This window comes from Nodosilinea sp. E11, from assembly GCF_032813545.1.
Classification (GTDB): domain Bacteria; phylum Cyanobacteriota; class Cyanobacteriia; order Phormidesmidales; family Phormidesmidaceae; genus Nodosilinea.
Genome location: NZ_CP136520.1, coordinates 2960209 through 2983939, shown reverse-complemented (window position 1 = coordinate 2983939; position 23731 = coordinate 2960209). Strand labels below are relative to the sequence as shown.

Below are 23731 nucleotides of genomic sequence, written 5' to 3'. Positions count from 1 at the left end.
TTAGCTCATGGCGGCTGAGCCGCGATCGTAACCAGAGAAATCGTGGGGCATTTTGCCCTGAATGTGGCTTTCGTAGTGGGCCGCATCTTCTACGGGAATACCGACTTCAGCGGCTAACCGCACCATCATGCCCTGTTCGCGCCGACGGCTGCGCTGGTGGCGGCGAATGAACAGATTTCTAGCCAAGTCAGGAATGTTAGTGGGAGTCATCTCAGGACCTACTTCTGGGGTAACAACCGGGTCTGCAATGCTAGCTGCAACAGCAGGAATTTCAAGGGGTGGCACGGGGGTGGCCGCGACCGGAGCCGCAATGCCTGTGCGGTGGGGCACACCGCGCCAGGTCAAATTGTCACCGGGCTGAGCGGGCAGTTCGGCCAGCGTATTCAAAACCACCGGAGCCCCGCGATAGCGGCCTACAGCCAGGGTTTTGCTCAGCTGTGGAGCTGCGCTAGGGGTAGCATCGTAGCTAATGCCGCGATAGGTGAGTTTCATAAGGTCGCCTCCTAGAAGCGATGCGTAGTGAGGCGCGTTCCTTCGGGAGTGTCCCTACTTCCGTCTTTCGGCCAGGTGCCTGAGGGGCATGCACCAAGGCAAAAGATGAACGTTTTATCTCTATGTCTGTATAATACGCTACTGTTTTTTCAAAATATCAGCTTTTGATAATTCTACATAGAGGAGTAGGCCGCCGTACTACCCATGAAAGTTTTTCATGTTTGCCATGACAGAAAGCTTTTGTTCTTTTTGATACAGAAATCTATTCTTAGAGTGTGAATGGAAGTTCGCAGACACACCTCACCCATAAATTAGGAGATTTACTATGAACAGCAGCTACTGGCCCATCAATACTGCTCACCAGCGCCCCAGCCTCGTTACCCAACTGGCTAGCGTTTGGCACGGCATCTTAGCTCATCTAAATGCCACCAACGAACCCCATGTCTGGCCAGCCACCGACGACTCGGGCGCAACCCTATGGAATGCCTACGACCCCCTGACTCAACTGACCATCAACCACGCCTCTGACGATGAACTGCGCGTTTGGCTAGAAGAGCTGCACTATCGCAACTAGGGATTTGGGGTTCAAGGTTCAAGGTGCAAGGCGGCCCTCGAACCGGGAACCTTCCACCACGATCATTGACTTTGCCCAGCAGTTCCACGACGAAAGCCCAAGGCGGCGCTAGACAGACGATTGGCAGCGGCAGCGCCTCAGTGCTGCGTCGACTACGCCTTTCACGTCATTCTCACCGATATCAACCCAGGGTCGCTGGCCGAACTGCCCGACTTGATCAACAACGATGGGGTCTCTCGCTTTAAGCTCTACATGGCCTACCCCGGCGTGCTGATGGTCGATGCTGCCGATAGCTTTAGAACCATGCGCCACACCGGTGACCACGGCGGCATGGTTAACCTCCACGCTGAGAACGGCGTGGTGATTCAGGCGCTGATCGAAGAAGCGCTGGAGCAGGGCAACACCTCGCCCAAGTCCCACCAAAACCCATACCCTCAGCGGCGCGAGATGACGGGCAAAGTTTTGCTATTGGGGGTATGGCACTCGGATTCGGTATTATGTCGTGCCGACGACTAGGCTCAGACTTCCCTTACTAGTTTTTTCCACAGCTTTTTCCACAGAAAACTCCGCGCTTTTCAAGTTGGGAGATGATTGCGACGGCATTGGCCACCCCAGCTTCAGCTTGAATTTTTGCTCAAGGATTGGCGGAGCGTTGACGCATTGCTCGATCGCTCACAGCCTCATGCATTGCGTCTGCTAGTCTTTCAGCAGTGAGTTTGTTACCAGCATGGGGTAGCCTGTTCCTCCCATCCTTTAAGCCCTACGCGCTTGGCCATTCATCTTGAGCTTCGTCCTTAGTATTGGTGCGTCGCTCGGGGGTTTGGCGCTCAAAGGTCATATGGATATTTCGGCTCTGCTCGCCATCGGCTGCTACCGCCATGATCGGGTACTCAATAGTGCCGTCCTGGAAGGAGGTCTGGAACCGGAAGGTGCCGTCTTCGGCCAGCTGAATGGGCACGCCGCCCACCGTTACCGACGCGTCGGGTTCCGTGGCACCGTAGACAATCAGTTCAGCGTCGGCCACCAGCCAAAACTTGCGGGGGCGGATCGGCGGCATAGACGCGCCCAGCCCCACCCCTGACATAGTTAACCCCGAAACACCTGACATGGTTAGCCCCGAAAAGCCCGACATCGTCAGCCCAGCAAACCCCATCCCTGACGGGGTTAAACCAGGAAATTCGGCCATGGGGCCAGGAAACCCAGACAGCGTAAAGCCCGAAACTCCAGACATGGTGAGCCCCGGCCCCATAGCCGCAGCCTGTAACCCTGCCCCAGAGGGGAAGATAAAGGAACTCATGGGCGGTGCCATTGATCCAGCCACATGGTGCATAGAGCCAAATAAAGACCCATCTACTCGCAGAGCTTCACCCCCCTGGGCTAGGGCATAGAGCTGTTCGTGCAAACCTGCATCGGCCCTTGCGGTGCTGGGGTCACTCAGGGTCATGATAGTTCTGCCGCGCAGATTTTCTTCCCAAGTGACCGAGAGAAAGTGTTCTTCTGTCCAGTCGGATGGGTAAACGGGGGGAATGCGAATGGGGTTGGAACGGGCTAGTACCAGCCAACGACCATCGCCCGTCAGATAGCCGATCTCGACTTGGTAGTCGCGATCGCTGACCGGAATCTGCATGTACCACTCGCGAGCCATTTCATCGCAGCCCACCTGTTGCAGGCTGTGGGGAGCCTGATCCTCCAGATTAATGCCGGTGACATCGTAGAGGCGCAGGGCCAGATGTTCTCCTCCCTGGCGGCGCAGTTCTTCTTTGTGGGTATGGGGTGTATCCCAATAGGCGTAGGCCCACTGGGGGTCACGGGGCATCAGCACAATGCGGCTTTCACCATAGCCGTCGGGCAAGGGCGGCAGGCCATCATCAATGGTCGATAGATCAATGTCGCCATCGGTAGGGCGACCCACCACGTTAAACTTGCTGGCTTCTACCGCCGACTGGTCTTTAGTACTTGCTAAGGAAGCGGCTGCGCCAGCGGCCAACCCTGCCAAACCCATTCCGGCAGCAACAACCGGCGGCACTACTGGCTGGGGCGGTGGCGGTTCTGCCACAGGTTCGGCAGGGGGTGGCACCTCTTCTACAACAATAATCTCAGGCTCGACAATACTCTCTTCGACAACGATAAGCTCGGGCTCGGGAACGATTTCGGGCTCGGGAATAGTCGCAGGCTCGACAATACTTTCTTCGACAACGACAAGCTCGGGCTCGGGAACGATTTCGGGCTCGGGAATAGTCGCAGGCTCGATAATACTTTCTTCGACAACGACAAGCTCGGGCTCGGGAACGACTTCGGGCTCGGGACTACTCTCAGGTTCGGGGGTAACTACTATTGGTTCGGGTACTGACACATCGGCCACGATTAATTCGGGCACTTCTGGCTCAGGTACGACTGGTTCAGGTACGACTAGCTCAGGGACAACTGGCTCAGGCACAGCTACCACTGCGGGCTCATCGACCAAGGGCACTGCCGGGGGCGGTGCCACGGGCGGCTCAACCACAGGGGGAACCGGATGTTCGGCGGTGGGCGGTGGGCCAGGGAGGTCGGAGGCGGCAGGGGTCACAACGGACGTATCGGGATTGGGAGCCATACTGCCTCGGCTACGACCGAGTAGCCAGGCCAAACCACCCAGGGCCGCGAGGGGCAAGAGCACCCACCACCAGGCAAAGCCACCCTCATTGGCTTCGACAGCCGGGGCTGGGTCGGTTGGCGCTTGAGCCACGGTGTCTGAGTCGGCAACACCCGGAGCAGCGACGGGATCCGCTTCAGGCAGGGGCTCGGCAGGGGCGACGACGCCTGCGGTTACCGCGCCCACTTCGGCAACCTGGGCCGCAGTCAGGGCCGTTGCTCCTTCAGGAGAGGTCACATAGCCTAAAAAGGCGGCCACTGCTGGACTCGGCTCACCCCGGTAGACAAAGTAGCGGGGCTGAGAATAAGGGTAGCGCGGGTCATCGGGCAGGGTCTGGTGCATCGGCACGACGGTAACCGCCGGTTGGTCGAGTACGTGGGGGGCGATCGCATAGCTAATGCCGTCATCGCCTAACGCCTGAATGACCGCGGCCGTATCGTCTTCAGCCACTGTGTCGGCAGTGGCCCCAGCCACAAAAGGAGCATTAGCAAAGACGTCGTACTGCCCTAACGAACGGCGGGTGTCGCTGTCTTCGGGGCGATCGACAAAGCGAATTGGGCCGGGCTGACCGCCTACCGCTGACCAGTCGGTGATTTCGCCACGAAACATGGCGGCAAACTGCTCAAAGGTAAGGCTACCGGTAAAGGGATTGTTGGGGCCAATCACGATCGCAATTTTGGCCCGATCTAAGGCAACCGTATTCAGGTCTTGGGCCTGTTCTGCTTCAGTCAGCGGCCGACCGATCGCCGCTAGATCAGTAGTGCCGTCGAGTAGGGACGCGATCGCCTGATCGCTATTGGTCACCGCGACGCCGACATCAGTCCCTTCGTAGGTCGCCTCAAATTCTTGTTTAAGTGCCTCAGTGGCAAAGCCCAAATTGGGGGAACTCTGAATCGATAGGGTCGTTCCTGCGGGCACCGTTTCGGGTACTGAAAACGCTGGCGTCACCTGGGCTAGGGCAAACGTCTTCAGATTGGGGTGAGCTGCCGGGCTAAGGGCAAACAGTGCGGCAACAAGAAGCTTGACTGAATACTGCATCGTTTGACGGGGGAGGCAAAGAACTGAAGGCTAGGCAAATATACCAAGTGAGCAATCAGAACAGGAGTATGCTATCTCGCAAAACCCGTTAATTAACCCAGATTTGGTGCGTACCCGAGAATTACGCTCAACTATTGCAGCATTCGCCAGGGGAGTCAATGGGGAAAGGCTGGGGAATACACCAGGCCAAATTTTGGCCTAAACAGCCTAATTATCGGCTAAATTCGGCTCTTTTGCCCAATCAAAATAGGGCTTTGTCGCCTCCAAACACCCATTCGTCACTCCTGATTTCAACCCAGGGTTAGCGTTAAATCCGGCGAAGTTTTCTCCTAGAGTTCTGCCTAACCAAACTCTGGATCTAAACCCTCTCGGTACCACCGATCTTCTTCCATCTGACAGACGACTGACCCTGTGCTGTTGGCCTACACCTAGCAAGAACCCCAACCTCCATTGTCTTGACAGCTTGGGCTGGCCCCCTACTCCTCCACCCCAGGTGCAGCCCCAGTAGCGTCCAATCTCCCGGCCCTGCTAGCTGCGAGTTATCATGGGGAAAACCATTGACATTTCTTAACAAACTCCGAGGTGCGTCTAGCACGCTTTTCTAACACGCTTATTTTGCAAGACATTACTGCATGACGGTTTCTCATTCCACTTCCAGCGGCATCAAAGGCTTTGTAGAAACTCGCATTCTGCTGGGCCAGCCTCTGACCTCAGAACTCGCAGCCATTTTGCTGGTGTATTTTGTCCAGGGCATTTTGGGGCTAGCGCGACTAGCGGTGAGCTTTTTCCTGAAAGATGACCTGGGTTTAACCCCGGCAGAGGTCGCCGCGCTGTCGGGCATTGCCACGCTGCCCTGGACAATCAAGCCCGTGTTTGGTCTGCTCTCAGATGGTCTCCCCATCTTTGGCTACCGACGGCGGCCCTACCTGATTTTGTCGGGAATTTTGGGGGCAGGGGCGTGGCTGGCGTTGGCAACGGTGGTGCAGACGGGCTGGGCTGCGATCGCAGCCATTACCCTCAGTTCTCTCTCGGTCGCCGTCAGCGACGTGATCGTCGATTCTCTCGTGGTAGAGCGTGCCCGGGGTGAATCGTTGGGCAACGCCGGTACCCTGCAATCACTGGCCTGGGGCACCTCAGCGGTGGGCGGCATTCTCACGGCCTACCTGGGCGGAGCATTGCTCCAGCATGTCAGCACCCGTACCGTATTTGGCATTACCGCCACCTTTCCCCTAATTGTGTCGCTGGTGGCGGTGCTGATCGCCGAAGAGGCCGTCGATTCGCCCAGCTGGACGGTGGTGAATCACCAGGTTAAGCAGCTCTGGCAAGCTGTTCGCCAGCGCGCCATCTGGATGCCCGCTCTATTTCTCTTTCTGTGGCAGGCCACCCCCACCGCCGATGCCGCCTTCTTTTTCTTTACCACCAACGATTTGGGCTTTCAGCCCGAGTTTTTGGGCCGGGTGCGGCTAGTGACTAGCCTGGCGGCGCTGCTGGGCATTTGGGTATTTCAGCGGTTTTTGCGCACGGTGCCCTTTCGCACCATCTTTGCCTGGTCGACGGTGCTCTCCAGCGTGCTGGGCATGAGCATGCTGCTGCTGGTCACCCACGTCAACCGCAGTCTGGGCATTGGCGATGAGTGGTTTAGCCTGGGCGACAGCTTAGTGCTCACGGTTATGGGAGAGATTGCCTTTATGCCGGTGCTGGTGCTCTCGGCCCGGCTATGCCCCCCCGGCGTCGAGGCCACCCTATTTGCCCTGCTGATGTCGGTGGTGAATTTGGCCGGGCTGCTCTCCCACGAGCTAGGGGCGCTGCTCACCCACTGGCTTGGCGTTACCGAGACCAACTTCGACCACCTGTGGCAGCTGGTGCTGATCACCAACCTCACCACCCTGCTGCCCCTGCCGCTGTTGTTTTTGCTGCCAAACTCCTCATCCCAGGGGGTGGGCGATAGTCAACCTAACGCCCACCCCCCGGTTGAGACACCCCTAGTGTCAGAAACGCTCTTTGCTATTCCGTCTACGGAGCGCCCCGTTCCTGCCGGCGATCGCGACTAGCCCTTTTTTCTCTAGAACCTTTTTCTCTTAAGGCTTTTTTCTCCTAGAGAAAGATGTATGGCTGCGTCCAGCCAGCCTACAGTTGTCTTCCCACCGCCTGATCTATCCCACTACCCCTTATTTTCTTCGCCCAGATGTCTACCTACCCCATCATCAACTCCCCAACCATGACCGCCCCCGAGGCCGGTCCGAACGCTGATACCTTTTCCGTTGATGACTGGAGCAGCGGCTACCGCTCCCAGCCCGACGAGCACAGCTATTGGATTACCGACATTGAGGGCAGCATTCCCACCGACCTAGACGGAACTCTGTTTCGCAATGGCCCCGGCCTGCTCGATATCCACGGCCACCCGGTCAAGCACCCCTTTGACGGCGATGGCATGATCAGCAGCATCGCCATTCGCAATGGACAGGCATTTTTTCGCAACCGCTTCGTGCGCACAGCGGGCTACGTCGCCGAGCAGCAGGCTAAAAAACCCCTCTTTCGCGGCGTATTTGGCACCCAAAAGCCCGGTGGGCCTTTAGCTAACGCCTTTGACCTCAAGTTAAAGAATATTGCCAATACCCACATTGTCTACTGGGCCGACAAGCTGCTGGCCCTGTGGGAAGCCGCTGAACCTCATCGGTTAGATCCATCTACTCTAGAAACCCTGGGGCTAGACTACCTCAACGGGCTGATTGCCCCCGGGGGTTCTTTCACCGCTCACCCCAAAATTGACCCTGGCCACCACGGCGACCAGCGGCTAGTGGGCTTTTCGGTCAAAACCGGGCTATCTAGCACGATCACGCTCTACGAAATTGATGCCCAGGGCAACGCCCTCAGCCAGCACAGCCACACGATTCCTGGCTTTGCCTTCATGCACGACTTTGCCCTAACGCCCAACTACGCCATCTTCTTTCAAAATCCGGTGAGCTTTGGGCCGATTCCCTTTTTGCTGGGGCTCAAGGGGGCAGCAGAATGCATTAGCTATAACCCCAAACAGCCCACCAAAATTTTGATCATTCCCCGCAATGGCGACCCCATGCAGGTGATCGAAACCGACCCCTGTTTTGTGTTTCACCACGCCAATGCCTTCGAGCAAGAAGGCCAGATCGTAATCGACTCTATTTGTTACGACAGCTTCCCGTCCCTAGACGGTAGCAGCGACTTTCGCGAAGTCGACTTTGACCGAGTTCCGGCAGGAGAGCTGTGGCGCTTTAGCTTAGATAGGGCGGCGGGTACCGCTGAGGTCAGCAAGCTGCTGACCCGCTGTGTAGAGTTCCCTACCCTGCATCCTGACCGTGTGGGGCGACCCTACCAACATCTATTTATAGGTACAGCTCACGCGCCCCAGGGCAATGCCCCGCTGCAAGCCATCCTCAAGCTCGACACTCACACAGGCGAGACCCAAACCTGGAGCGCGGCCCCGCGCGGGTTTATGGGAGAACCCTTGTTTGTGCCCCGGCCCCAGGGCCAAGGAGAAGATGACGGCTGGGTGTTGGTGCTGATGTACAACGCCGAGCGCCAGTGCTCTGACCTGGTTATTTTGGAGGGGCGTGACCTCACGGCTGGCCCAGTGGCACGGCTCAAGCTGTCTCACCACGTGCCCTACGGTCTGCACGGCTCGTTTGTGCCCCACTACTTTGGCCCTGAACAGAGCTAGTTTTCGCCCCAGCGGGGAGATGAGTGGGGGTTTGAGGTTCACGGTGCAGGGCTTAGATTGCGCCGTGAACCTGCCCTCGCCACAATACCTTTGGTCGAGGCTGGGCAGAAAAGCTGGGCATTAAAATAAACCTAGCTAGAACTATACGGGCTGCGATCTATGGCCCCCATCTTCTTTAATTCATCGAGCCAGGTTGCTCAAGAGCCGTTTGTTGGGGCGATGCGTGAGTTAGCGCGGGCCTACCATGCGTTTTCGACTTACTCTGATGCTCACATGCGGCAGTTTGACCTTACCCCCGCTCAATTTGATGTGCTTGCGACTCTGAACAATACTGTGGGCATGGCCATGGGCGATATTGGCGAAAAAACGCTGATCACGAAGGGCACCCTCACAGGGGTGGTCGATCGCTTGGTGCAAAAGCAGCTAGTGCTGCGAGAAACCCCTGCTGACAATCGCCGCAGCGTGATTGTGCGGCTCACCCCGGCTGGGCAATCTCTGTTTGAGAAAGCCAGTGCGGCGCACCTTGCCCAGCTTAGACAACGGGTTGAACGGCTCGACCCGGCAGATCTCGATCAGTTGCAGACGCTGCTGGGTCGACTGCGCCAGGTGTTTTAAGGCAACGCTCTTTATTACAAACGTCTATGGGATAAGCAAGTGCGACGTAGGGGCAGTGCAATGCCCCTACCAGAGGCTTCTGCCGGTCAACGTGTTCTAACTCAATAAACTGCCGCAATAAGATCCTTAGGGTTGAGCTTTAGGGCAATGCTCTGTCTAACTCTCGACAGAGCACTTCTATCGATCGGGTTATGCCCAGGCTAGCCTCGGGAGGGACGAACCCAGCGGTGGAATCAAAGAAGATTGAAATTGGCTTTTTTTACTGGTTTTTTTGCATGGTTCTGACCGGACGCCCCATTTCCTACTGGATTGACTCGACATTGCCGTCTAGCTATCCAACCCTTAGTACAGATATAGCTGTCGATGTGGCCGTAGTGGGTGGGGGTCTGGCCGGGGTAGTCACCGCTAAATTGCTGAAGCAGGCGGGCAAAACCGTGGCTCTCATTGAGGCCGATCGCATTGGATGTGGCGTCTCAGGCCACACTACCGCCAAGCTCTCGGCCCTGCACCAGCTGATCTATGCCGATTTGGTTGACGAGCACGGGCAAGAGAAGGCACGACTCTATGGGGAGTCGAACCGGGCGGCGATCGCCCGCCTGGCCGATCTAATTGCCACTGAAGCCATCGATTGCAACTTTGAGCGCAAAGCCAACTACACCTTCGCCACCGATGAGGACGGCTTAGCTAAGGTCAAAGCCGAAGTGGAAGTCAGCCAAGCCCTGGGTTTGCCTACCCGCTTTGTGGAAAGCGTCGATCTACCCTTTGCCATCACGGGGGCGATCATGATGCCCGACGAGGCGCAGTTTCACCCGCGCAAGTTTATGCTGGCGATCGCCGCCACCCTGCCCGGCGACGGTAGCCACGTCTTTGAGCAAACCCGCGTCACCACCGTTGACGATGAAAGCCCCTGCCGCGTGATTACTGAAGGGGGCGCTACCGTGACGGCCCAAGATGTGGTGATCACCACCAACCTGCCCATCCTCGATATCGGGCTGTACTTTGCCAAAACCTATCCCCAGCGGTCTTACATCGTCGGGGGCCGCATTGAGGCGACCCAAGCCCCCCAAGCCATGTATATCGGTGTGGGTCAAAACTATCGCTCTATTCGCACCGCCCCTACCGATGACGGCAGCACAATGCTGATGGTCGGCGGCGAGGGCCACAAGGTGGGTAGCGACGAGGCCACAGACGAACGCTTTCAGCGGTTAGAGAACTATCTGCAATCGACCTTTGGGGTCACCCCTGAGTACCGCTGGTCAACCCAAGACATGGTCTCTTTTGACAAGTTGCCCTACATCGGTACGCTGACCCCGGCACACCGGCATACCTACGTCGCCACTGGGTTTAGCCTCTGGGGCATGGCAAAGTCGGTGCTTTCGGCCATGGTGCTGTCAGACCGCATTTTGGGCCTTGAGAACCCCTGGGCAGACCTCTATGAAGCCACCCGTCCCACCCCTTTTGTGACCACCACCTCAATTCAGAAAAATTTGGAAGTGGGAACGCGCTGGGTGGGCGATCGCTTCAAAGGGCTGTTTGATTCCACCGATAGCGTGGCTCCAGGGGAAGGTAAACTTGTCACCCACAAAGGCAGCAAAATCGCCGCCTACCGCGACGAGCACAACCAGCTCCACACTGTCTCGGCGGTGTGTCCCCACCTGGGCTGTATCGTCGCCTGGAACGAAGCCGAAACCAGCTGGGATTGCCCCTGCCACGGCTCCCGCTTTAGCACCGAGGGTAAAATTCTCCACGGGCCTGCCGTAAAGCCCTTAGATGCAAAGGTTTGTGATTGATTAAGCCCGTGCGACAATAGCGGCGTCTTTTAGCCCTATTTCCCCATGAGTGGCGACACTATCTTTGGCAAAATCATTCGCAAAGAGATTCCGGCCAATATCGTCTATGAAGACGATCTTTGCCTGGCGTTTACCGATATCACGCCCCAGGCTCCGACCCATATTTTGATCATCCCCAAGCAGCCAATTCCTAGCCTTGCTGAGGCCACCCCAGACGACAAAGAACTGCTGGGCCATTTGTTGCTCACGGTAAAGGCGATCGCCGATCAGGTAGGCCTCACCGAAAATGGCTATCGAGTCGTGATCAACACGGGCACTGACGGTGGGCAAACCGTCTTTCATCTGCATCTACATTTGCTTGGCGGTCGCGGTTTGGCTTGGCCACCAGGCTGATCCATTTACTTTTGTACAACGAAATAAACTTTCCTTTCTCGTGATTTTCTAGAGAAAAGAGAAACTTTACACTGCATATGGATGGGTAAGTCTATTCATCCACTATTCATTTTTCGTTGTTATTCATTGGCACTCTTACTATGACTACTTCTCTTCGCGCCCGCGATAATGCGGGAGCTTGGGAGCAGTTTTGTCAGTGGGTTACCAGCACCGAAAACCGCCTGTATGTAGGCTGGTTTGGCGTGCTGATGATTCCTACGCTGCTGGCTGCAACCACCTGCTTCATCATTGCGTTTATTGCCGCTCCTGCGGTAGATATCGACGGCATCCGTGAGCCCGTGGCTGGCTCTTTGATGTACGGCAACAACATCATCTCTGGTGCGGTTGTGCCTTCCTCTAACGCCATCGGCCTGCACTTCTACCCCATCTGGGAAGCCGCTTCCCTCGATGAGTGGCTGTACAACGGTGGTCCCTACCAGCTGATCATTTTCCACTTCCTGATCGGCATTTTTGCCTATATGGGTCGCCAGTGGGAACTGAGCTACCGCCTTGGCATGCGCCCCTGGATCTGCGTCGCTTACTCTGCACCACTGTCTGCTGCTACCGCCGTATTCCTGATCTATCCCCTCGGTCAGGGTTCTTTCTCCGACGGCATGCCTTTGGGTATCTCGGGTACCTTCAACTTCATGCTGGTGTTCCAGGCTGAGCACAACATTCTGATGCACCCCTTCCACATGCTGGGTGTAGCCGGTGTGTTTGGTGGCAGCCTATTCTCTGCTATGCACGGCTCTCTGGTTACCAGTTCACTGGTGCGTGAGACCACCGAGACCGAGTCGCAGAACTACGGCTACAAGTTTGGTCAAGAAGAAGAGACTTACAACATCGTTGCAGCCCACGGCTACTTCGGTCGGTTGATCTTCCAATACGCCAGCTTCAACAACAGCCGTTCTCTGCACTTCTTCCTGGGTGCGTGGCCGGTGATTGGCATTTGGTTTACGTCCTTGGGCATCAGCACCATGGCGTTCAACCTGAACGGGTTCAACTTCAACCAGTCGATTCTCGACAGCCAAGGCCGCGTGATTGGCACCTGGGCTGACGTGATCAACCGGGCGAACCTGGGTATGGAAGTGATGCACGAGCGCAATGCTCACAACTTCCCCCTCGACCTAGCGTTTGCTGGTGAGGCTACCCCCGTGGCATTGCAGGCTCCTGCTATCCACGGCTAGGTTTGCGTTGGGTAAGGCCCCTGCCTTACCCTGTCTGTGAACTGGTCGAATGAAGGTTTAAGCGTCCCAGACTTCTGGGGCGCTTTTGTGTGGCTGTAGGTCTTCACGAGAATGACGGGCATTTCTCCAGCACTATGAATAATGCAGGCTAACTCAATCAACTGTGGCAATAGAAATAGGCGGAAAGATTCCAGAAGCGTGGTAGCTTTCATTAGCTCTCTGCCGTTAGCAACGAGCCTGCCCCTTAAAGTAAGAGATACGTCCCTATGGCGGCGCATAGTCCAGGCTGGTCTTTAGATGTTCGAGATCCTGAGTTTATTCAAGCGTTTCAGCCGCTGTGGGGCTGGCTCTACGACCATTACTTTCGCGTTCAAACGTCTGGGTGGGAGCAAATTCCTGAAGGTCAGGTGATGCTGGTCGGCTCCCATAACGGCGGCTTGGCCGCGCCCGACATGTTTATGATGATCTATGACTGGGTCAGGCGGTTTGGGGCTGAGCGATTGGTCTATGGTCTGATGCACCCTAAGGTGTGGGCCGCTAGCCCACCGCTGGCCGCCCTAGCAGAACGGGCGGGGGCGATCGCGGCTCACCCCAAGACAGCCCTGGCGGCCCTCGATCGCAATGCCAGCATTTTGGTGTATCCCGGCGGGGCGCAAGATGTGTTTCGTCCCTTTAGCCAGCGGCGGCAGATTTGTCTGGGCGATCGCAAAGGGTTTATCAAAATTGCCCTCCAGCGCCACCTGCCCATTGTCCCGGCGGTTTCCTGGGGTGCCCACGAAACGCTGCTGGTGTTAGCCGATATCTATCCCCTCGTAGAACGCCTCCACGACCTAGGGATGCCCTGGCTATTGGGGATCGATCCGGAGGTGTTCCCCATCTATTTAGGGCTGCCGTGGGGGCTGGCCCTAGGGCCGCTGCCCAATATTCCCTGGCCCCGGCCCATTGCCACTCAGATTGGCACACCGATCTATTTTGAGCACTATGGGGCCGATGCAGCGCGCGATCGCACCTACGTTGAGGTCTGCTATCGGCAGGTTCGCGACCACATGCAGCAAGACCTCAATCGCCTGATCGCTAAGCATGGCGACGGTTGAAGGGGCGATCGCAAGGAGGAACCATGGCCTGAGGTTACGTGGAGAGTTGCCCAGCCGCTGACCTAAGCCCTAGCCCAAAATGGTGCCCACCTCTTTCAGGTAGACGCGGTTAAAGGGTTCTGTGCCACCCAGACGGTATTGCTCAATTAACCCCTCCTGGCGAATTGAGACTTGGTTACCCTCTCGCACAATCACAGTTGAATGGGGAAAAACATCGCGGGCCAGCAGGGTTTCCGTTTCGGTGGGGTTATCTAAAATCACCATGTCGCTACCCGAGTAAAACACCCCATCTTGCTCAAAAATATCGCCTCGATATTCGGCAATCAGCATATCAAGTCTGGGGTTGCGCAGCAGGTTACGCACATTGACGTTGTAGTCTGCGCTCAAGACTTTTTCAGAACGGTTGATCAATACCCCTTCTCGGCAGACCGCCCCGATCACCCAGTTGGGATGCTGCAACAAAATATGGTCAATCAGTTCTTGCAGATCGCGCATCGACACCCGGTTAAAGGTCATAGTCGGAATTCGAGCGCTGATTTCGGCAGGAAAGAAGGTTTCTAAAATGGGGGAAGTGACATCGACGCGATCGCCTTGGGCGGGGTTGAGGTGCATAGACACTCCCGGTGCCGCGTTGATTTCAATAATGCCAAAATTGCCGTCTCTCCACGATCGCGTTAGGTCACGGGCAATTACATCAATGCCCAAACAGGTGAGCCGAAAGTGTTGGGCAACATCCTGCGCCAAGATCACATTGTCGGGATGAATCGTAGGGGTGGCATCAATGCTCAACCCGCCAGCAGACAGGTTGGCCACTTTACGCAGATACACCGTGCAGCCTTGGTCTAAAACGCTGTCTACCGTAAACCCCTGCTCCTCTAGGTACATCTCCATAGCGTCATCGACTTTGATTTTGCCTAACGGAGAAGTCGGGGTGTCGCTGCGATCGCTCGATTGGTTGGCCTTTTTAATCAGCTCACTAACGGTAGATCGCCCGTCCCCCGTGACTGAGGCCGGTTGGCGTTCCATCGCCGCTACAAACCGACCATTGACACACAGGATCCGAAAATCGGAGCCCGCAATACTCTGCTCGACAATCACCCGTACGGGCTGATCTTTTGGAATTGACGCCAAGGCGCGATCGAAGGCGGCTTCAAGTTCGTCGTCGTCTTGCACGCCTGCCGTTACCCCTTCGCCCTTGTGCCCCGACACCGGCTTGACCGCAACGGGATATCCCACTCGTTCGGCAGCGGTTAAGGCCTCATGGCCAGTCTCCACGATTTCTCCTCTAGGTACCGGAAAGCCCAGAGTCTTGAGAAAGGCTTTGCAGTCGTCTTTGCCGGTCGTGAAGTCTGAATCTAAGTGGCTATCGGTATCAAAGGTAGTCGCTATGCCGCGCACTAGCTTTTTGCCGTAGCCATACTGCATCAGCCCCTCATCCCACAGATAAAAAGCCGGAATCCCCTTCTCATGGGCAGTTCGCAGCAGTGCATAGACGGTGGGGCCACCATAGACCGACTGCCGAAACAGGTTTTGAAAGACTTCAACTTGATCTTCAATATAAAAATGCTGGTCTTGGGTGATAGCCTCAAACCAATCCCACACAGCGTAGATGACCGATCGCGTGGTGCGCCCGTGTAGAGCCTCAATGGCAATACAGCAGCGATTGCCCCGATAGGTCACGCTCCAGCGCTGCAAATGCAGCCCGATATCGAGCCGGTTAACCTCGGCTGCCACCTGGGCAAAGAGATGGGCATAGGTTTCGTAGGTCTGCTCTTTGAGGTGAGGATAGCGATCGCTCACCGCGTCTACGTAGGTTGCGATCGGCAACGGGTCAATGTTTCCGGTGAGGGCAAAGTCGAAGACGAAGGCCGCCGTGTTTAGGTAAGGATTACTGCCCTCACAAAACCGACCGTTATGAATGTCAAACGCATCAGTCTTGCGAGCGTTCACGCGGGATACCGGAAGCTGATCGACAACCATTGCCCCTCCTAAGCAAATACCCCTCATCCTAGGCAGTAATTGCAGCCCATGACCTATACCGCAAGCATGATAAATTCAGCCGGTAGGTCGCTCATACCACTAGAATTCGGGATTATTTCAGCGCAAACTCCTAAGCAACCCAAGACGTCAAGCCTGATCGCGCCCGTGTACCACCGCGGGGGGCGATGTCACTTCTACAGCGGTGAAGGGCTCTAAAATTTTGTAGGTGTGAGATGCTCCTTCAGGAACCACCCAGGAGTTGCCGGGTTCGAGCACCACCATTTGGCCTTCGAGGTGTAGCTCCGCCCGCCCATCGATCACGTAGCCGATCGCTTCATAGGGACGCTGGGTCTCTGGTTTGGCCTCACCGGGCTGCTCATTTTCCCACAGCCGCATTGCCATCGTTTTGCTCAGGGCCAGGTGCTTTTGCCCCATAGCCCCCATCGGAGCGGCTTCAGAGGTGACTTTGATGATGGTGGTATCGCTCATGGTTTTATAAATTTGGCGGGTAGAGCAGAGTCGAGAACTGGCGTGAGGCAGGCAAGACCCCAGCAGAAATGCTGGCCAACCGGCTTGGCACAGCCCTGATTCTTATCTTCACTCGCATCCTAAAGACCCCAGGGCAGGGCAACCTCTTTCTAATGAGGGAGCATGGCGCTAACTCAGGGCGATCGCCCCCATGAAGCTCCTAGGCAGGTCACCCAAGCCACCCTATGCGCCATTTGGCTCTCTCCTCAGGTCAATTCTGCTCTCAGCCTAAGTCGTTAAACTGCTGAAGCAAGTGAGCAGGGTTAGAGATGTGGTGAGCCAACCAATGAGCGCGGATTTGCAGCACAAAGCGATCGCCATTCACGATCGTCTCTGTGCCGAATATGGCTGTCCGATACCCTATTTTCATACGCTCGACCCGCTGAGCGAGCTAGTGTCATCGCTGCTGTCTCACCGCACCAAAAACCGCGATTCGGGGCGCGCCTTTAAGCAGCTCGTGGCTCAGTTTCCTACCTGGGCCGCCGTGCGCGATGCACCCACGGCAGCGGTTGAGGCAGCGATCGCACCCTGCACCTGGCCCGAGCAAAAAGCACCCCGCCTTCAGCAAGTGCTGAAACTAATTGGGGAGGCAACCAACGGCGAATGGTCCCTCGACTTTCTGCAAACAATGCCCGTGCCCCAGGCCCGCGCCTGGCTAGAAACCCTGCCCGGCGTAGGACCAAAAACCAGCGCGGCAGTGCTGTGCTTTAGTCGGCTGCGGGGGCGGGCGCTGCCGGTCGATAGCCACCATCACCGGGTCGCCCAGCGGCTGGGGCTAATTGCTAAAAGCTTGGCGGTGGGGCCATCCCACGCAGTCCTCGAAGCGCTCTTGCCCGAGGAGTGGAACGCCCAGCAAGTCTACGACCACCATGAAGTGATGATGCTACACGGGCAACGGTGCTGCTTTTATAAACATCCAGCCTGCGATCGCTGTGTGGTTTTCAATTTATGCCCCCACGGCCAGGCCAGCCTGAGGGCAGACCGCACGGTTTGAGCGATCGCGGCGCGTTTATCCACCACCCCAGACTTGGGATTACGTCAACAGACAGGGGGTCAACAGACACCAGGCAAGGCGGAGTGTTACTCTCAAAAAATCTGCCTGTGCCCCTTACCTCGAGCATGCTAGATCTACTACTCATTGCTAGCGTCGGATTTTTAGGCAGTTTTGGTCACTGCCTGGGCATGTGCGGCCCCATTACGGTAGCCTTTTCCCTATCTCAGTCATCGGCAGCGCCCAGCCGTTGGCAGCATATCTTCTTTCACCTGCTGATCAACCTGGGCCGGCTGATCAGCTATGGCCTAGTCGGCATTGGGATTGGAGCGCTAGGCTCGGTGCTGGTGGCCAGCGGGCAAATGGCGGGCATTGGCAGTCCGCTGCGACAGGGAGTTGCCATCGTGACCGGGCTGCTGTTGATCTGGTTTGGGCTGGCCCAAATTAGCCCCCAGTCCATGCCCAAGGTGCCCTTTCTCAACCCCATGTCTGGCCTGCACGATCGCCTCAATCGCGCCATGCAGGGCCTTTCCCTCAACCCCCAGCGCTGGACACCGCTACTGCTGGGGCTGGCGTGGGGGCTGATTCCCTGTGGTTTTTTGTATGCGGCTCAGCTTAAAGCGGCAGAGACCACCAACCCCTGGGCCGGCGGGGCTACGATGCTGGCCTTTGGCCTTGGCACCCTGCCGATGATGCTGGGGGTCGGTGTTTCAACTAGCTGGGTGAGCAGCGATCGGCGGGGCCAACTGTTTCGCCTCGGCGGCTGGATTACCCTAATCATTGGTCTGCTGACTGTGTTTAGGGGCAGCAGCAGCGTCGATCTCACCGGGCATGGGGCACTGGTTTGCCTATTTTTAGCCCTGATTGCCCGCCCCGTTAGCCGCTGCTGGCCGTCGCTGCTGGTCTACCGTCGTGCCCTGGGGGTGGGGGCGTTTGTGCTCTCGATCGCCCACATCGGCCATATGGTCACCATGGGCTGGAACCCGCTAACATTGCCCTTTCTGCTGCCCAGACTCCAGGTAGGCGGCTGGGCCGGCATCGTCGCCTTTGGGCTAATGACACCCCTGGCCCTGACCAGTTTTGACCAGGCCCAGCGCTACCTGGGCTACCAGTGGCGACGGCTGCATCTGCTGAGTTTGCCGATTTTTGTCTTGGTGGTGATCCACACGCTGCTGCTGGGGTCGCGCTATTTGGGTGGGTTTGAGCGGTCTACCCCCAACCAGCTGGCGGCGATCGCCCTGGTTACCCTGGCGCTAGTGGCGCTGCTGCTGCGCTGGCGTTGGTTTTGGTCCCTGTTGTCTCTAGAAAAATACTATGTCTCGGCCAAGCATTAGCGTCGTTGGCAGTCTTGCGGTGGGTATCAGTCTTTTGGCCGGAGGACTTCCCGCCCTGGCCCACAAAACCGAGGTGTCAGGCGATGTGGCAGGTACCTGGCACCTAGAGCCCAACCACAGCGCCCGAGCTGGAGAACCCGCCCGAGTGTGGGTGGCGCTCACCCAGCAGGGCGGCAGGGTGATTCCGCTGGAGCAGTGCGACTGCACCCTGGCGGTTTACCGAGCTAACCAGACCGACTCTGCGCCCGTGATGCAGCCAACACTGACGGCAATGTCACCCGAAAGCTTCGAAAATATTCCTGGGGCCGAGATCACGTTTCCTGAGGTGGGCGAATATCGAATTGTGCTCACCGGCAACCCCACTGCCGATGCCACGTTCGCACCCTTTGAGCTGAGCTACACCACCGTGGTTGCTGCCGGTAGCGCCAGGGCCATGACACCACCGCCTCAACCAGCAGTGCAGGACAGTTTAGAACCGCTCGCAGCCAGCGATCGCCGATTTTTGTGGCCAGCGATCGCTGTTAGTGGGGTGGGGCTGGCGATCGCAGCCCTCCTGCTTCTGCGCCAGCAAAAACTCCCGCGCTCATAGGACGATAGGGAAATGTCTTCGGCCCGAAACTCGTTCTGCGGTAATGCCGCACGTAGGACGCAGGCACGGGCTAATTGTTCAGTGGGAGAAGTTTTATGGTTCTATCTTGGTACTCCTTCCCATCACTACACCAGTAGCTACAGGCTTACTGAGGGTTTAACGCAAGAGTAATGCCTTGAGCGCTACCCACTACCCCTGGCGTTACGTCTACCCCCGAATCTGGACCGGCATCACCAGGTAGGTAATCTTGGTTTCGCCTAGGGGCACAAACACTGCCGGGCTGGTGGCCGCATTGCACTGCATTTGCACCTCGGTGGTATCAAACGCCTTCAGGCCATCCAGCAGGTAGCGCACGTTAAAGGCAATATCGAGGTCGTCGCCAGTCACCTGGGCGGGCAGTTCTTCGCGACCGCTGCCCACTTCCTGGGCTTCGACCGAGAGCGCAATCGATTGATCGCCGCTGTTGAGGGTGATTTTGATGATGTCATTTTTCTGACTGGCCAGCACCGCAATCCGCTCCAGGCTCGACATCAGCAGGCGGCGATCGACGGTGACTTGGCGGGCAAACTGCTTGGGCAGCAGCTGCCGATAGTTGGGGTACTGCCCCTCCAGCAGGCGAGTGGTGAGGCGCTGTGCCCCCAGGTCAAACAGCACCTGGGTTTCATCGAGGCGTAGGGCCACCGGCTCGTTAGAGCTGTAGCCCTGAATCATGCGCTCTAGCTCGCGTAGAGCCTTGGCCGGTACGGTAACATCCATCGCCGGGGTGGCGGTGGATGAGTCATCACTGGTCTGCACTACTGAGAGGCGGTGACCATCGGTGGCGGCAAACTCCAGAGCATCGGTTTCAGCAAGCAGGTGTACGCCGGTGAGCACCTGCTTGGTTTCGTCGCCGCTGGTGGCAAACAGCGAGCCACGCAGGCCGTTGAGCAGCGCATCGGCAGAGAGCGAAATCGCTTCGCCATCGTCGACCGTAGGCAATGAGGGATAGTCTTCGGCGCTGAGGCCCCGCACCTCGTAGCGGCCTGAGGAAGAGGTGAGGGTAACGGTGGTGCTGTCGCCGTCAGATTCGAGGGTAATGTCTTCGTTGGCCAGCCTCGACACAATGTCGCCCCAGAGCTTAGCAGGCAGCGTTAGGGTGCCGGGCTCTTCGACCTGAGCACGAAAGCGAGTTTCGATGCCCAGCACTTCGTCAAACCCCACTAGGGTGACCGACTGGCTTTCAATATCGGCCTTTACCAAAATATTGGCCAGCACAGGCCGACTGGGGCGCGACGATACGGCACGGCTTACCGACGACAGTTGGGCACTTAGCTCGTTCTGGGGGCAGATAAACTTCATGGCAACAGAGAAAACAAAACGCAACTGGAGCGGAACTACCGGACAGAATGCTGATCTGTCAGGACTGACTCATTCCGTACTAGCAGTATCTCATCTTTGCAATGAATTCCTAGATAGCCCACTCTTTTTGCAAAAACTTGAAGGGCTGGATCCTTTTTGCTGAAAGCTTTTTGGCAATTCAAGAAGTAGGTACTTTTTGATTGGGTGCTCATCCTATCACCCTTTTGAAACTTGACAAATGCTAACCCTGTTAAACAAAGTTCGCGTTCCGGAAGAAGATAATTTTAAAAAGTAGTAGTAGTAGTAGAGCCTGTGAAAACTGTGGAGAACGGCTGAAAACTTTAGCTGGTATAGATCGTAATGTTAACTCTGCTGTGGAAAAGTTGTGGAAAAGAAGAGAGAGTTTCCACAGTTATGGAAGGGGCCACGGTAGCTTCTCTTTTTTAATGGAGGTTATCCCCTTTAAAGCTGGGGTTTTCCCCCAGTTTTCCCCGGGTTTTCCCCAGAGAATTTGCAGAAAATGATCATAAATCGTTACTCCTCGCTCAAGCTGCTGTTTACTACGGATCCCATATTACTGCTTAAATTTGATCCCGAGGTGTTTTGGGCTGAAGATGTTTGGTGTGGATCCTTTAAAGATCTATTTTGTGATCCTATGGGGCTCGGCTAGATGCCCTCGCTCGATCGCTCTCAATCCCTTATTTGAAGGGGAAAACGGATCCTTTATTAAGATAAAACTGCATCCTCTGGTTGGAAAAAATCTGCCTTTCTTTGACGGGGAATTTTATGGAGTTTTGTTGACAGATTGGTCGTACCACGGCTGATTTCATCAGTTAGTTCCCAGGAGAAGGGTTTCTCTTGGGAACTAACTGGGTTGAAGCCAAAATTGCTACCCGGCGATGTCAGCCATGTCAGGAGTTTGACTGGCTTCGATCGCGGCGGCTTTCATCACTAGCACCGAGCAGGGGGCTTTGTGCATCACCTCATTACTGACGCTGCCGAGGAACAGTTCGGCCAAGCCTTTGCGGCCCCGGTTGCCGATCAAAATCAGGTCAGCTCCCCATTCTTGGGCGGCTTTGCAGATGACGGCGGCGGGGTTGCCGATCAGCTGGCGAAATTCGGCGGTGACGCCGACGGTGTTGGCGATCGCAGCCTGACTGCGCAGTCGATCCAAACTTTCGGTTTCATAGCGCACCCAGTCTTGACGCCAGGCTTCTAGATCGAGTTCGGTGCCCGGTGCCCAGTAGATGCTGTCGAGCTTGGCCGACATCGGTAGGGGGCTGCTTTCGTCTTGGTTAGTGAGGCTGTGCACTAGCAACAGCTGGGCCTGGGTGGCCTGGGCTAGTTCGAGGGCCTGCTCAAAGAGATGGTCGCTGGTGGCGCTGTTATCGAGGGCGACGAGAATTTTGCTGTACATGGAGTGTCCTCTGAATAATGGGCAAGAGGCCGAAGCTAACGTGTAAGGGCCTGGGTGCAGGGCCTGGGTTTTAGGTTCACCGTCCCGCTGACGTCTAGACGCTAAGGCTGATGGTGCTCTAGGCGAGGGGCCAACCAACAGAGCAACAGCACTAGGCCCAGAGCACCGAGTTCGGTCGCTAGGTAGAGCGTGTCGTGGTAATTGAGCAAAAAAGCCAGCATGGGTTGAGCCTCCCGGTGCAACGCAGTGCAACGCACCCTGGGGGATGGTTCTTTGCAACCGTTCCCCTATATCTCTATTGTCTTGCTAGGCTCTGGCGGTGGCGAAAGACTGCAACGAACCGTGATATGCGATCGCATTTGATAACCTTTCGCCGGAAGAAATTGTGCGGGTTGGGGGTGGATGAGGGGGGGTGCTATAGACCTTTCAAGAAGCCTGACTGGGATAGAGGTGGCTGTGCTAACGGGGTACAGATGCCTCAAACGCCTGCCCGTCTTCCCGGCAGATTTCGGTGATCATGTTCCGGCCCGACAGCGCCACGATCGGCAGGCTGCCCCCCGGCTCGGTCCACTGGCTGACCATGTAGAACTGGCCCAGCCCCGGCAGGCGCTTGGGCACGCCTTTGATCATTAAGGGCAGGGTGTCTTTGGTCAGCAGCCAGCCGCAGCTGGCCCCCTGCCAGTTGCCGGTAAATTTTTCGTAGCTGAGCGGGGTGATCACATCTATGCACTCAATGGCCGATCGCAGACCGGGGTAGAACCGCTCCATGCGATCGATCAGGCGATCGGCCTGCGCTTGGGCATCGTCGCGGCCCTGCCAGTCGCGGTAGTGGGTGGTCGCCATTAGGCTGACCACCGATTTGCCCGCTGGGGCTAGCGACGGGTCAAAGCCGTAGTGTTTGACGCCGATTTCGCGGTGGGGCTGGTCTGCGATCGCGATCGGCTCTTCTAATAAGTGAGTCACCCAGTGGGGCCGGGGCGAAAAGTCCAGATCTACCCCTAGCGACACCTGAAACTGAGAGTGCATCGGCAGGTGCCCGTCGTAGAGCTTTTCGATGCGGCGGTTGAGGTACTTGCCCCCCAGCAGGTCGAAGATGGTGCGGCGACCGTCGCAGGCGGAGATCACCCGCGCGGCTCGATGTTCTTCGCCGCTGGTCAGCCTCACCCCCACGGCCTGGTCCTGCTCCACCAGCACCCGCTCCACCGGGGCCGAGTAGTGAATTTCGCCGCCGAGGGCCAGGTAGCGCTGGGCGATCGCGCGGGAAAATGCGATCGCACCCCCCACGGGTGACCCGGCGTTGCCGTTGTCTAGGTAGGCCAGCAGCGACATGCCCACCATCACCGGCACATCGGGCCAGGCAAACATATGGGGCATCGCCCGCCGCAGAAAAGGGTTCTTTGCCTGGGCCGCCAGGTCGCTCAGCGACAGCTGGCTCCACTTGCCCAGCACGCCCATGAAGGGCAGTACCTGCTTGCCCAGCCGTGCCCAGTCTGCCGCCGTCATCAGCGATTTGGGCTTTTGTTGCAGCATCGACAGGTCAAATTCTTTAAACTTGCGCACCCCCTGGCAGAAGCCCTCAATCAGCTTGGCATCTTCCGGGGCCAGCTCTAGCAGGTGCGCCTCTAGCGCGTCGGGCTGGCTGTGCACCCGCAGCACCTCCCCCTGGGCACCGTGGATCTGCATGAACTCGGTCTGGTTGGTAAACTCGACGCCCTCAAAGGCACCCAACTCGCGCCACAGCTCGTAGAAGGGTTGCCCCTCGCCGGTGCCAAAGATGTAGTGAATGCCCGCATCAAAGGTGTAGCCCTGGCGCTGCCACGCGGTGCACAGCCCCCCCGGCTGGTCGTGGGCTTCAAAAATAACGCTGGGGTAGCCGTTCATCTGGGCGTAGCACCCGGCGGCTAGCCCAGAGATGCCAGCGCCAATGATGATGATGTCTGCGGTAGGGGCCATGGGGAATGCGATCGCGCGCTGAATGTCTCAATGCTAGATCGCCTAGGGGACAG

At 57.0% G+C, this 23731-nt stretch carries 19 protein-coding genes, 1 pseudogene and 1 riboswitch; of the genes and pseudogenes, 12 read left to right on the top strand and 8 right to left on the bottom strand.

Annotation, left to right across the window (positions count from 1 at the left end):
• On the bottom strand, positions 1-492 hold the full coding sequence (locus RRF56_RS15440; RefSeq protein ID WP_317034061.1) for a DUF4278 domain-containing protein: 492 nt from the start codon (positions 490-492) through the stop codon (positions 1-3).
• A gap of 31 nt (positions 493-523) precedes the next feature.
• A riboswitch (Glutamine riboswitch) is annotated at positions 524-606 on the bottom strand.
• Positions 607-817: 211 nt separating this feature from the next.
• On the opposite strand from RRF56_RS15440, the gene RRF56_RS15435 reads away from it, so the two are divergent.
• Entirely contained in the window at positions 818-1066 is a 249-nt protein-coding gene (locus RRF56_RS15435; protein WP_317034060.1) for a hypothetical protein, read from the top strand.
• 120 nt (positions 1067-1186) lie between these two features.
• Positions 1187-1582: a hypothetical protein gene (locus RRF56_RS15430; protein ID WP_317034059.1), complete on the top strand. Its 396-nt coding sequence runs from the start codon at positions 1187-1189 to the stop codon at positions 1580-1582.
• Positions 1583-1826: 244 nt separating this feature from the next.
• On the opposite strand, the gene RRF56_RS26445 is transcribed toward RRF56_RS15430, so the two are convergent.
• On the bottom strand, positions 1827-3068 hold the full coding sequence (locus RRF56_RS26445) for a DUF4912 domain-containing protein (RefSeq protein WP_410510618.1): 1242 nt from the start codon (positions 3066-3068) through the stop codon (positions 1827-1829).
• A gap of 864 nt (positions 3069-3932) precedes the next feature.
• A pseudogene (locus tag RRF56_RS26440) lies at positions 3933-4736 on the bottom strand (substrate-binding domain-containing protein); the annotation flags it as partial.
• 632 nt (positions 4737-5368) lie between these two features.
• On the opposite strand from RRF56_RS26440, the gene RRF56_RS15420 reads away from it, so the two are divergent.
• The 7 genes from RRF56_RS15420 (at position 5369) to RRF56_RS15390 (ending at position 13548) form a co-directional block, all read left to right on the top strand.
• A complete protein-coding gene (locus RRF56_RS15420; protein ID WP_317034057.1) occupies positions 5369-6787 on the top strand; it encodes a folate/biopterin family MFS transporter in 1419 nt (472 codons plus the stop codon).
• Positions 6788-6954: 167 nt separating this feature from the next.
• The gene (locus RRF56_RS15415) at positions 6955-8430 is read left to right on the top strand and encodes a carotenoid oxygenase family protein (protein WP_410510617.1); all 1476 of its coding nucleotides are present in this window, start codon (positions 6955-6957) and stop codon (positions 8428-8430) included.
• Positions 8431-8589: 159 nt separating this feature from the next.
• Entirely contained in the window at positions 8590-9045 is a 456-nt protein-coding gene (locus RRF56_RS15410) for a MarR family transcriptional regulator (protein WP_317034055.1), read from the top strand.
• A gap of 275 nt (positions 9046-9320) precedes the next feature.
• Positions 9321-10835, top strand: coding sequence for an FAD-dependent oxidoreductase (locus tag RRF56_RS15405; RefSeq protein ID WP_317034054.1), 1515 nt, complete (start codon positions 9321-9323; stop codon positions 10833-10835).
• A 45-nt stretch (positions 10836-10880) separates the two neighbouring features.
• Positions 10881-11228 carry a histidine triad nucleotide-binding protein gene (locus RRF56_RS15400; RefSeq protein ID WP_317034053.1) on the top strand — a complete coding sequence of 116 codons (348 nt, stop codon included), beginning with the start codon at positions 10881-10883 and terminating at the stop codon, positions 11226-11228.
• Positions 11229-11368: 140 nt separating this feature from the next.
• A complete protein-coding gene (psbA, locus tag RRF56_RS15395; RefSeq protein WP_317034052.1) occupies positions 11369-12454 on the top strand; it encodes a photosystem II q(b) protein in 1086 nt (361 codons plus the stop codon).
• Between the two features lie 266 nt (positions 12455-12720).
• Positions 12721-13548: a glycerol acyltransferase gene (locus tag RRF56_RS15390; RefSeq protein WP_317034051.1), complete on the top strand. Its 828-nt coding sequence runs from the start codon at positions 12721-12723 to the stop codon at positions 13546-13548.
• Between the two features lie 69 nt (positions 13549-13617).
• Here the strand turns inward: RRF56_RS15390 and RRF56_RS15385 are convergent, their stop codons facing one another.
• A complete protein-coding gene (locus tag RRF56_RS15385; protein ID WP_317034050.1) occupies positions 13618-15528 on the bottom strand; it encodes an acetate--CoA ligase family protein in 1911 nt (636 codons plus the stop codon).
• 147 nt (positions 15529-15675) lie between these two features.
• A complete protein-coding gene (locus RRF56_RS15380) occupies positions 15676-16017 on the bottom strand; it encodes a cupin domain-containing protein (RefSeq protein ID WP_317034049.1) in 342 nt (113 codons plus the stop codon).
• Positions 16018-16342: 325 nt separating this feature from the next.
• Between RRF56_RS15380 and RRF56_RS15375 the strand changes: the two genes are divergently transcribed.
• From RRF56_RS15375 to RRF56_RS15365, 3 genes are all read left to right on the top strand, one after another.
• Complete coding sequence (locus RRF56_RS15375) at positions 16343-17050, top strand: Fe-S cluster assembly protein HesB (RefSeq protein ID WP_317034048.1); 708 nt, start codon at positions 16343-16345, stop codon at positions 17048-17050.
• A gap of 125 nt (positions 17051-17175) precedes the next feature.
• Positions 17176-18381, top strand: coding sequence for a sulfite exporter TauE/SafE family protein (locus RRF56_RS15370; protein WP_410510616.1), 1206 nt, complete (start codon positions 17176-17178; stop codon positions 18379-18381).
• On the top strand, positions 18362-18970 hold the full coding sequence (locus RRF56_RS15365) for a hypothetical protein (protein ID WP_317034046.1): 609 nt from the start codon (positions 18362-18364) through the stop codon (positions 18968-18970). Before RRF56_RS15370 ends, RRF56_RS15365 begins: the two co-directional genes overlap by 20 nt.
• A gap of 207 nt (positions 18971-19177) precedes the next feature.
• On the opposite strand, the gene dnaN is transcribed toward RRF56_RS15365, so the two are convergent.
• From dnaN to RRF56_RS15350, 3 genes are all read right to left on the bottom strand, one after another.
• Positions 19178-20308 (bottom strand): DNA polymerase III subunit beta, encoded by a 1131-nt coding sequence (gene dnaN, locus RRF56_RS15360; protein WP_317034045.1) that lies wholly within the window; start codon positions 20306-20308, stop codon positions 19178-19180.
• An 889-nt stretch (positions 20309-21197) separates the two neighbouring features.
• On the bottom strand, positions 21198-21725 hold the full coding sequence (locus RRF56_RS15355; protein WP_317034044.1) for a universal stress protein: 528 nt from the start codon (positions 21723-21725) through the stop codon (positions 21198-21200).
• Positions 21726-22184: 459 nt separating this feature from the next.
• Positions 22185-23678 carry an NAD(P)/FAD-dependent oxidoreductase gene (locus RRF56_RS15350; RefSeq protein WP_317034043.1) on the bottom strand — a complete coding sequence of 498 codons (1494 nt, stop codon included), beginning with the start codon at positions 23676-23678 and terminating at the stop codon, positions 22185-22187.
• Between the last annotated feature and the right edge of the window lie 53 nt (positions 23679-23731).

Excerpts from the sequence above, each read along its gene's own strand:
- RRF56_RS15440 (WP_317034061.1), bottom strand. The coding sequence starts at position 492 with ATGAAACTCACCTATCGCGGCATTAGCTACGATGCTACCCCTAGCGCA.
- RRF56_RS15435 (WP_317034060.1), top strand. The coding sequence starts at position 818 with ATGAACAGCAGCTACTGGCCCATCAATACTGCTCACCAGCGCCCCAGC.
- RRF56_RS26445 (WP_410510618.1), bottom strand. The coding sequence starts at position 3,068 with ATGGGTTTGGCAGGGTTGGCCGCTGGCGCAGCCGCTTCCTTAGCAAGT.
- RRF56_RS15420 (WP_317034057.1), top strand. The coding sequence starts at position 5,369 with ATGACGGTTTCTCATTCCACTTCCAGCGGCATCAAAGGCTTTGTAGAA.
- RRF56_RS15415 (WP_410510617.1), top strand. The coding sequence starts at position 6,955 with ATGACCGCCCCCGAGGCCGGTCCGAACGCTGATACCTTTTCCGTTGAT.
- RRF56_RS15410 (WP_317034055.1), top strand. The coding sequence starts at position 8,590 with ATGGCCCCCATCTTCTTTAATTCATCGAGCCAGGTTGCTCAAGAGCCG.
- RRF56_RS15405 (WP_317034054.1), top strand. The coding sequence starts at position 9,321 with ATGGTTCTGACCGGACGCCCCATTTCCTACTGGATTGACTCGACATTG.
- RRF56_RS15400 (WP_317034053.1), top strand. The coding sequence starts at position 10,881 with ATGAGTGGCGACACTATCTTTGGCAAAATCATTCGCAAAGAGATTCCG.
- psbA (WP_317034052.1), top strand. The coding sequence starts at position 11,369 with ATGACTACTTCTCTTCGCGCCCGCGATAATGCGGGAGCTTGGGAGCAG.
- RRF56_RS15390 (WP_317034051.1), top strand. The coding sequence starts at position 12,721 with ATGGCGGCGCATAGTCCAGGCTGGTCTTTAGATGTTCGAGATCCTGAG.
- RRF56_RS15385 (WP_317034050.1), bottom strand. The coding sequence starts at position 15,528 with ATGGTTGTCGATCAGCTTCCGGTATCCCGCGTGAACGCTCGCAAGACT.
- RRF56_RS15380 (WP_317034049.1), bottom strand. The coding sequence starts at position 16,017 with ATGAGCGATACCACCATCATCAAAGTCACCTCTGAAGCCGCTCCGATG.
- RRF56_RS15375 (WP_317034048.1), top strand. The coding sequence starts at position 16,343 with ATGAGCGCGGATTTGCAGCACAAAGCGATCGCCATTCACGATCGTCTC.
- RRF56_RS15370 (WP_410510616.1), top strand. The coding sequence starts at position 17,176 with ATGCTAGATCTACTACTCATTGCTAGCGTCGGATTTTTAGGCAGTTTT.
- RRF56_RS15365 (WP_317034046.1), top strand. The coding sequence starts at position 18,362 with ATGTCTCGGCCAAGCATTAGCGTCGTTGGCAGTCTTGCGGTGGGTATC.
- dnaN (WP_317034045.1), bottom strand. The coding sequence starts at position 20,308 with ATGAAGTTTATCTGCCCCCAGAACGAGCTAAGTGCCCAACTGTCGTCG.
- RRF56_RS15355 (WP_317034044.1), bottom strand. The coding sequence starts at position 21,725 with ATGTACAGCAAAATTCTCGTCGCCCTCGATAACAGCGCCACCAGCGAC.
- RRF56_RS15350 (WP_317034043.1), bottom strand. The coding sequence starts at position 23,678 with ATGGCCCCTACCGCAGACATCATCATCATTGGCGCTGGCATCTCTGGG.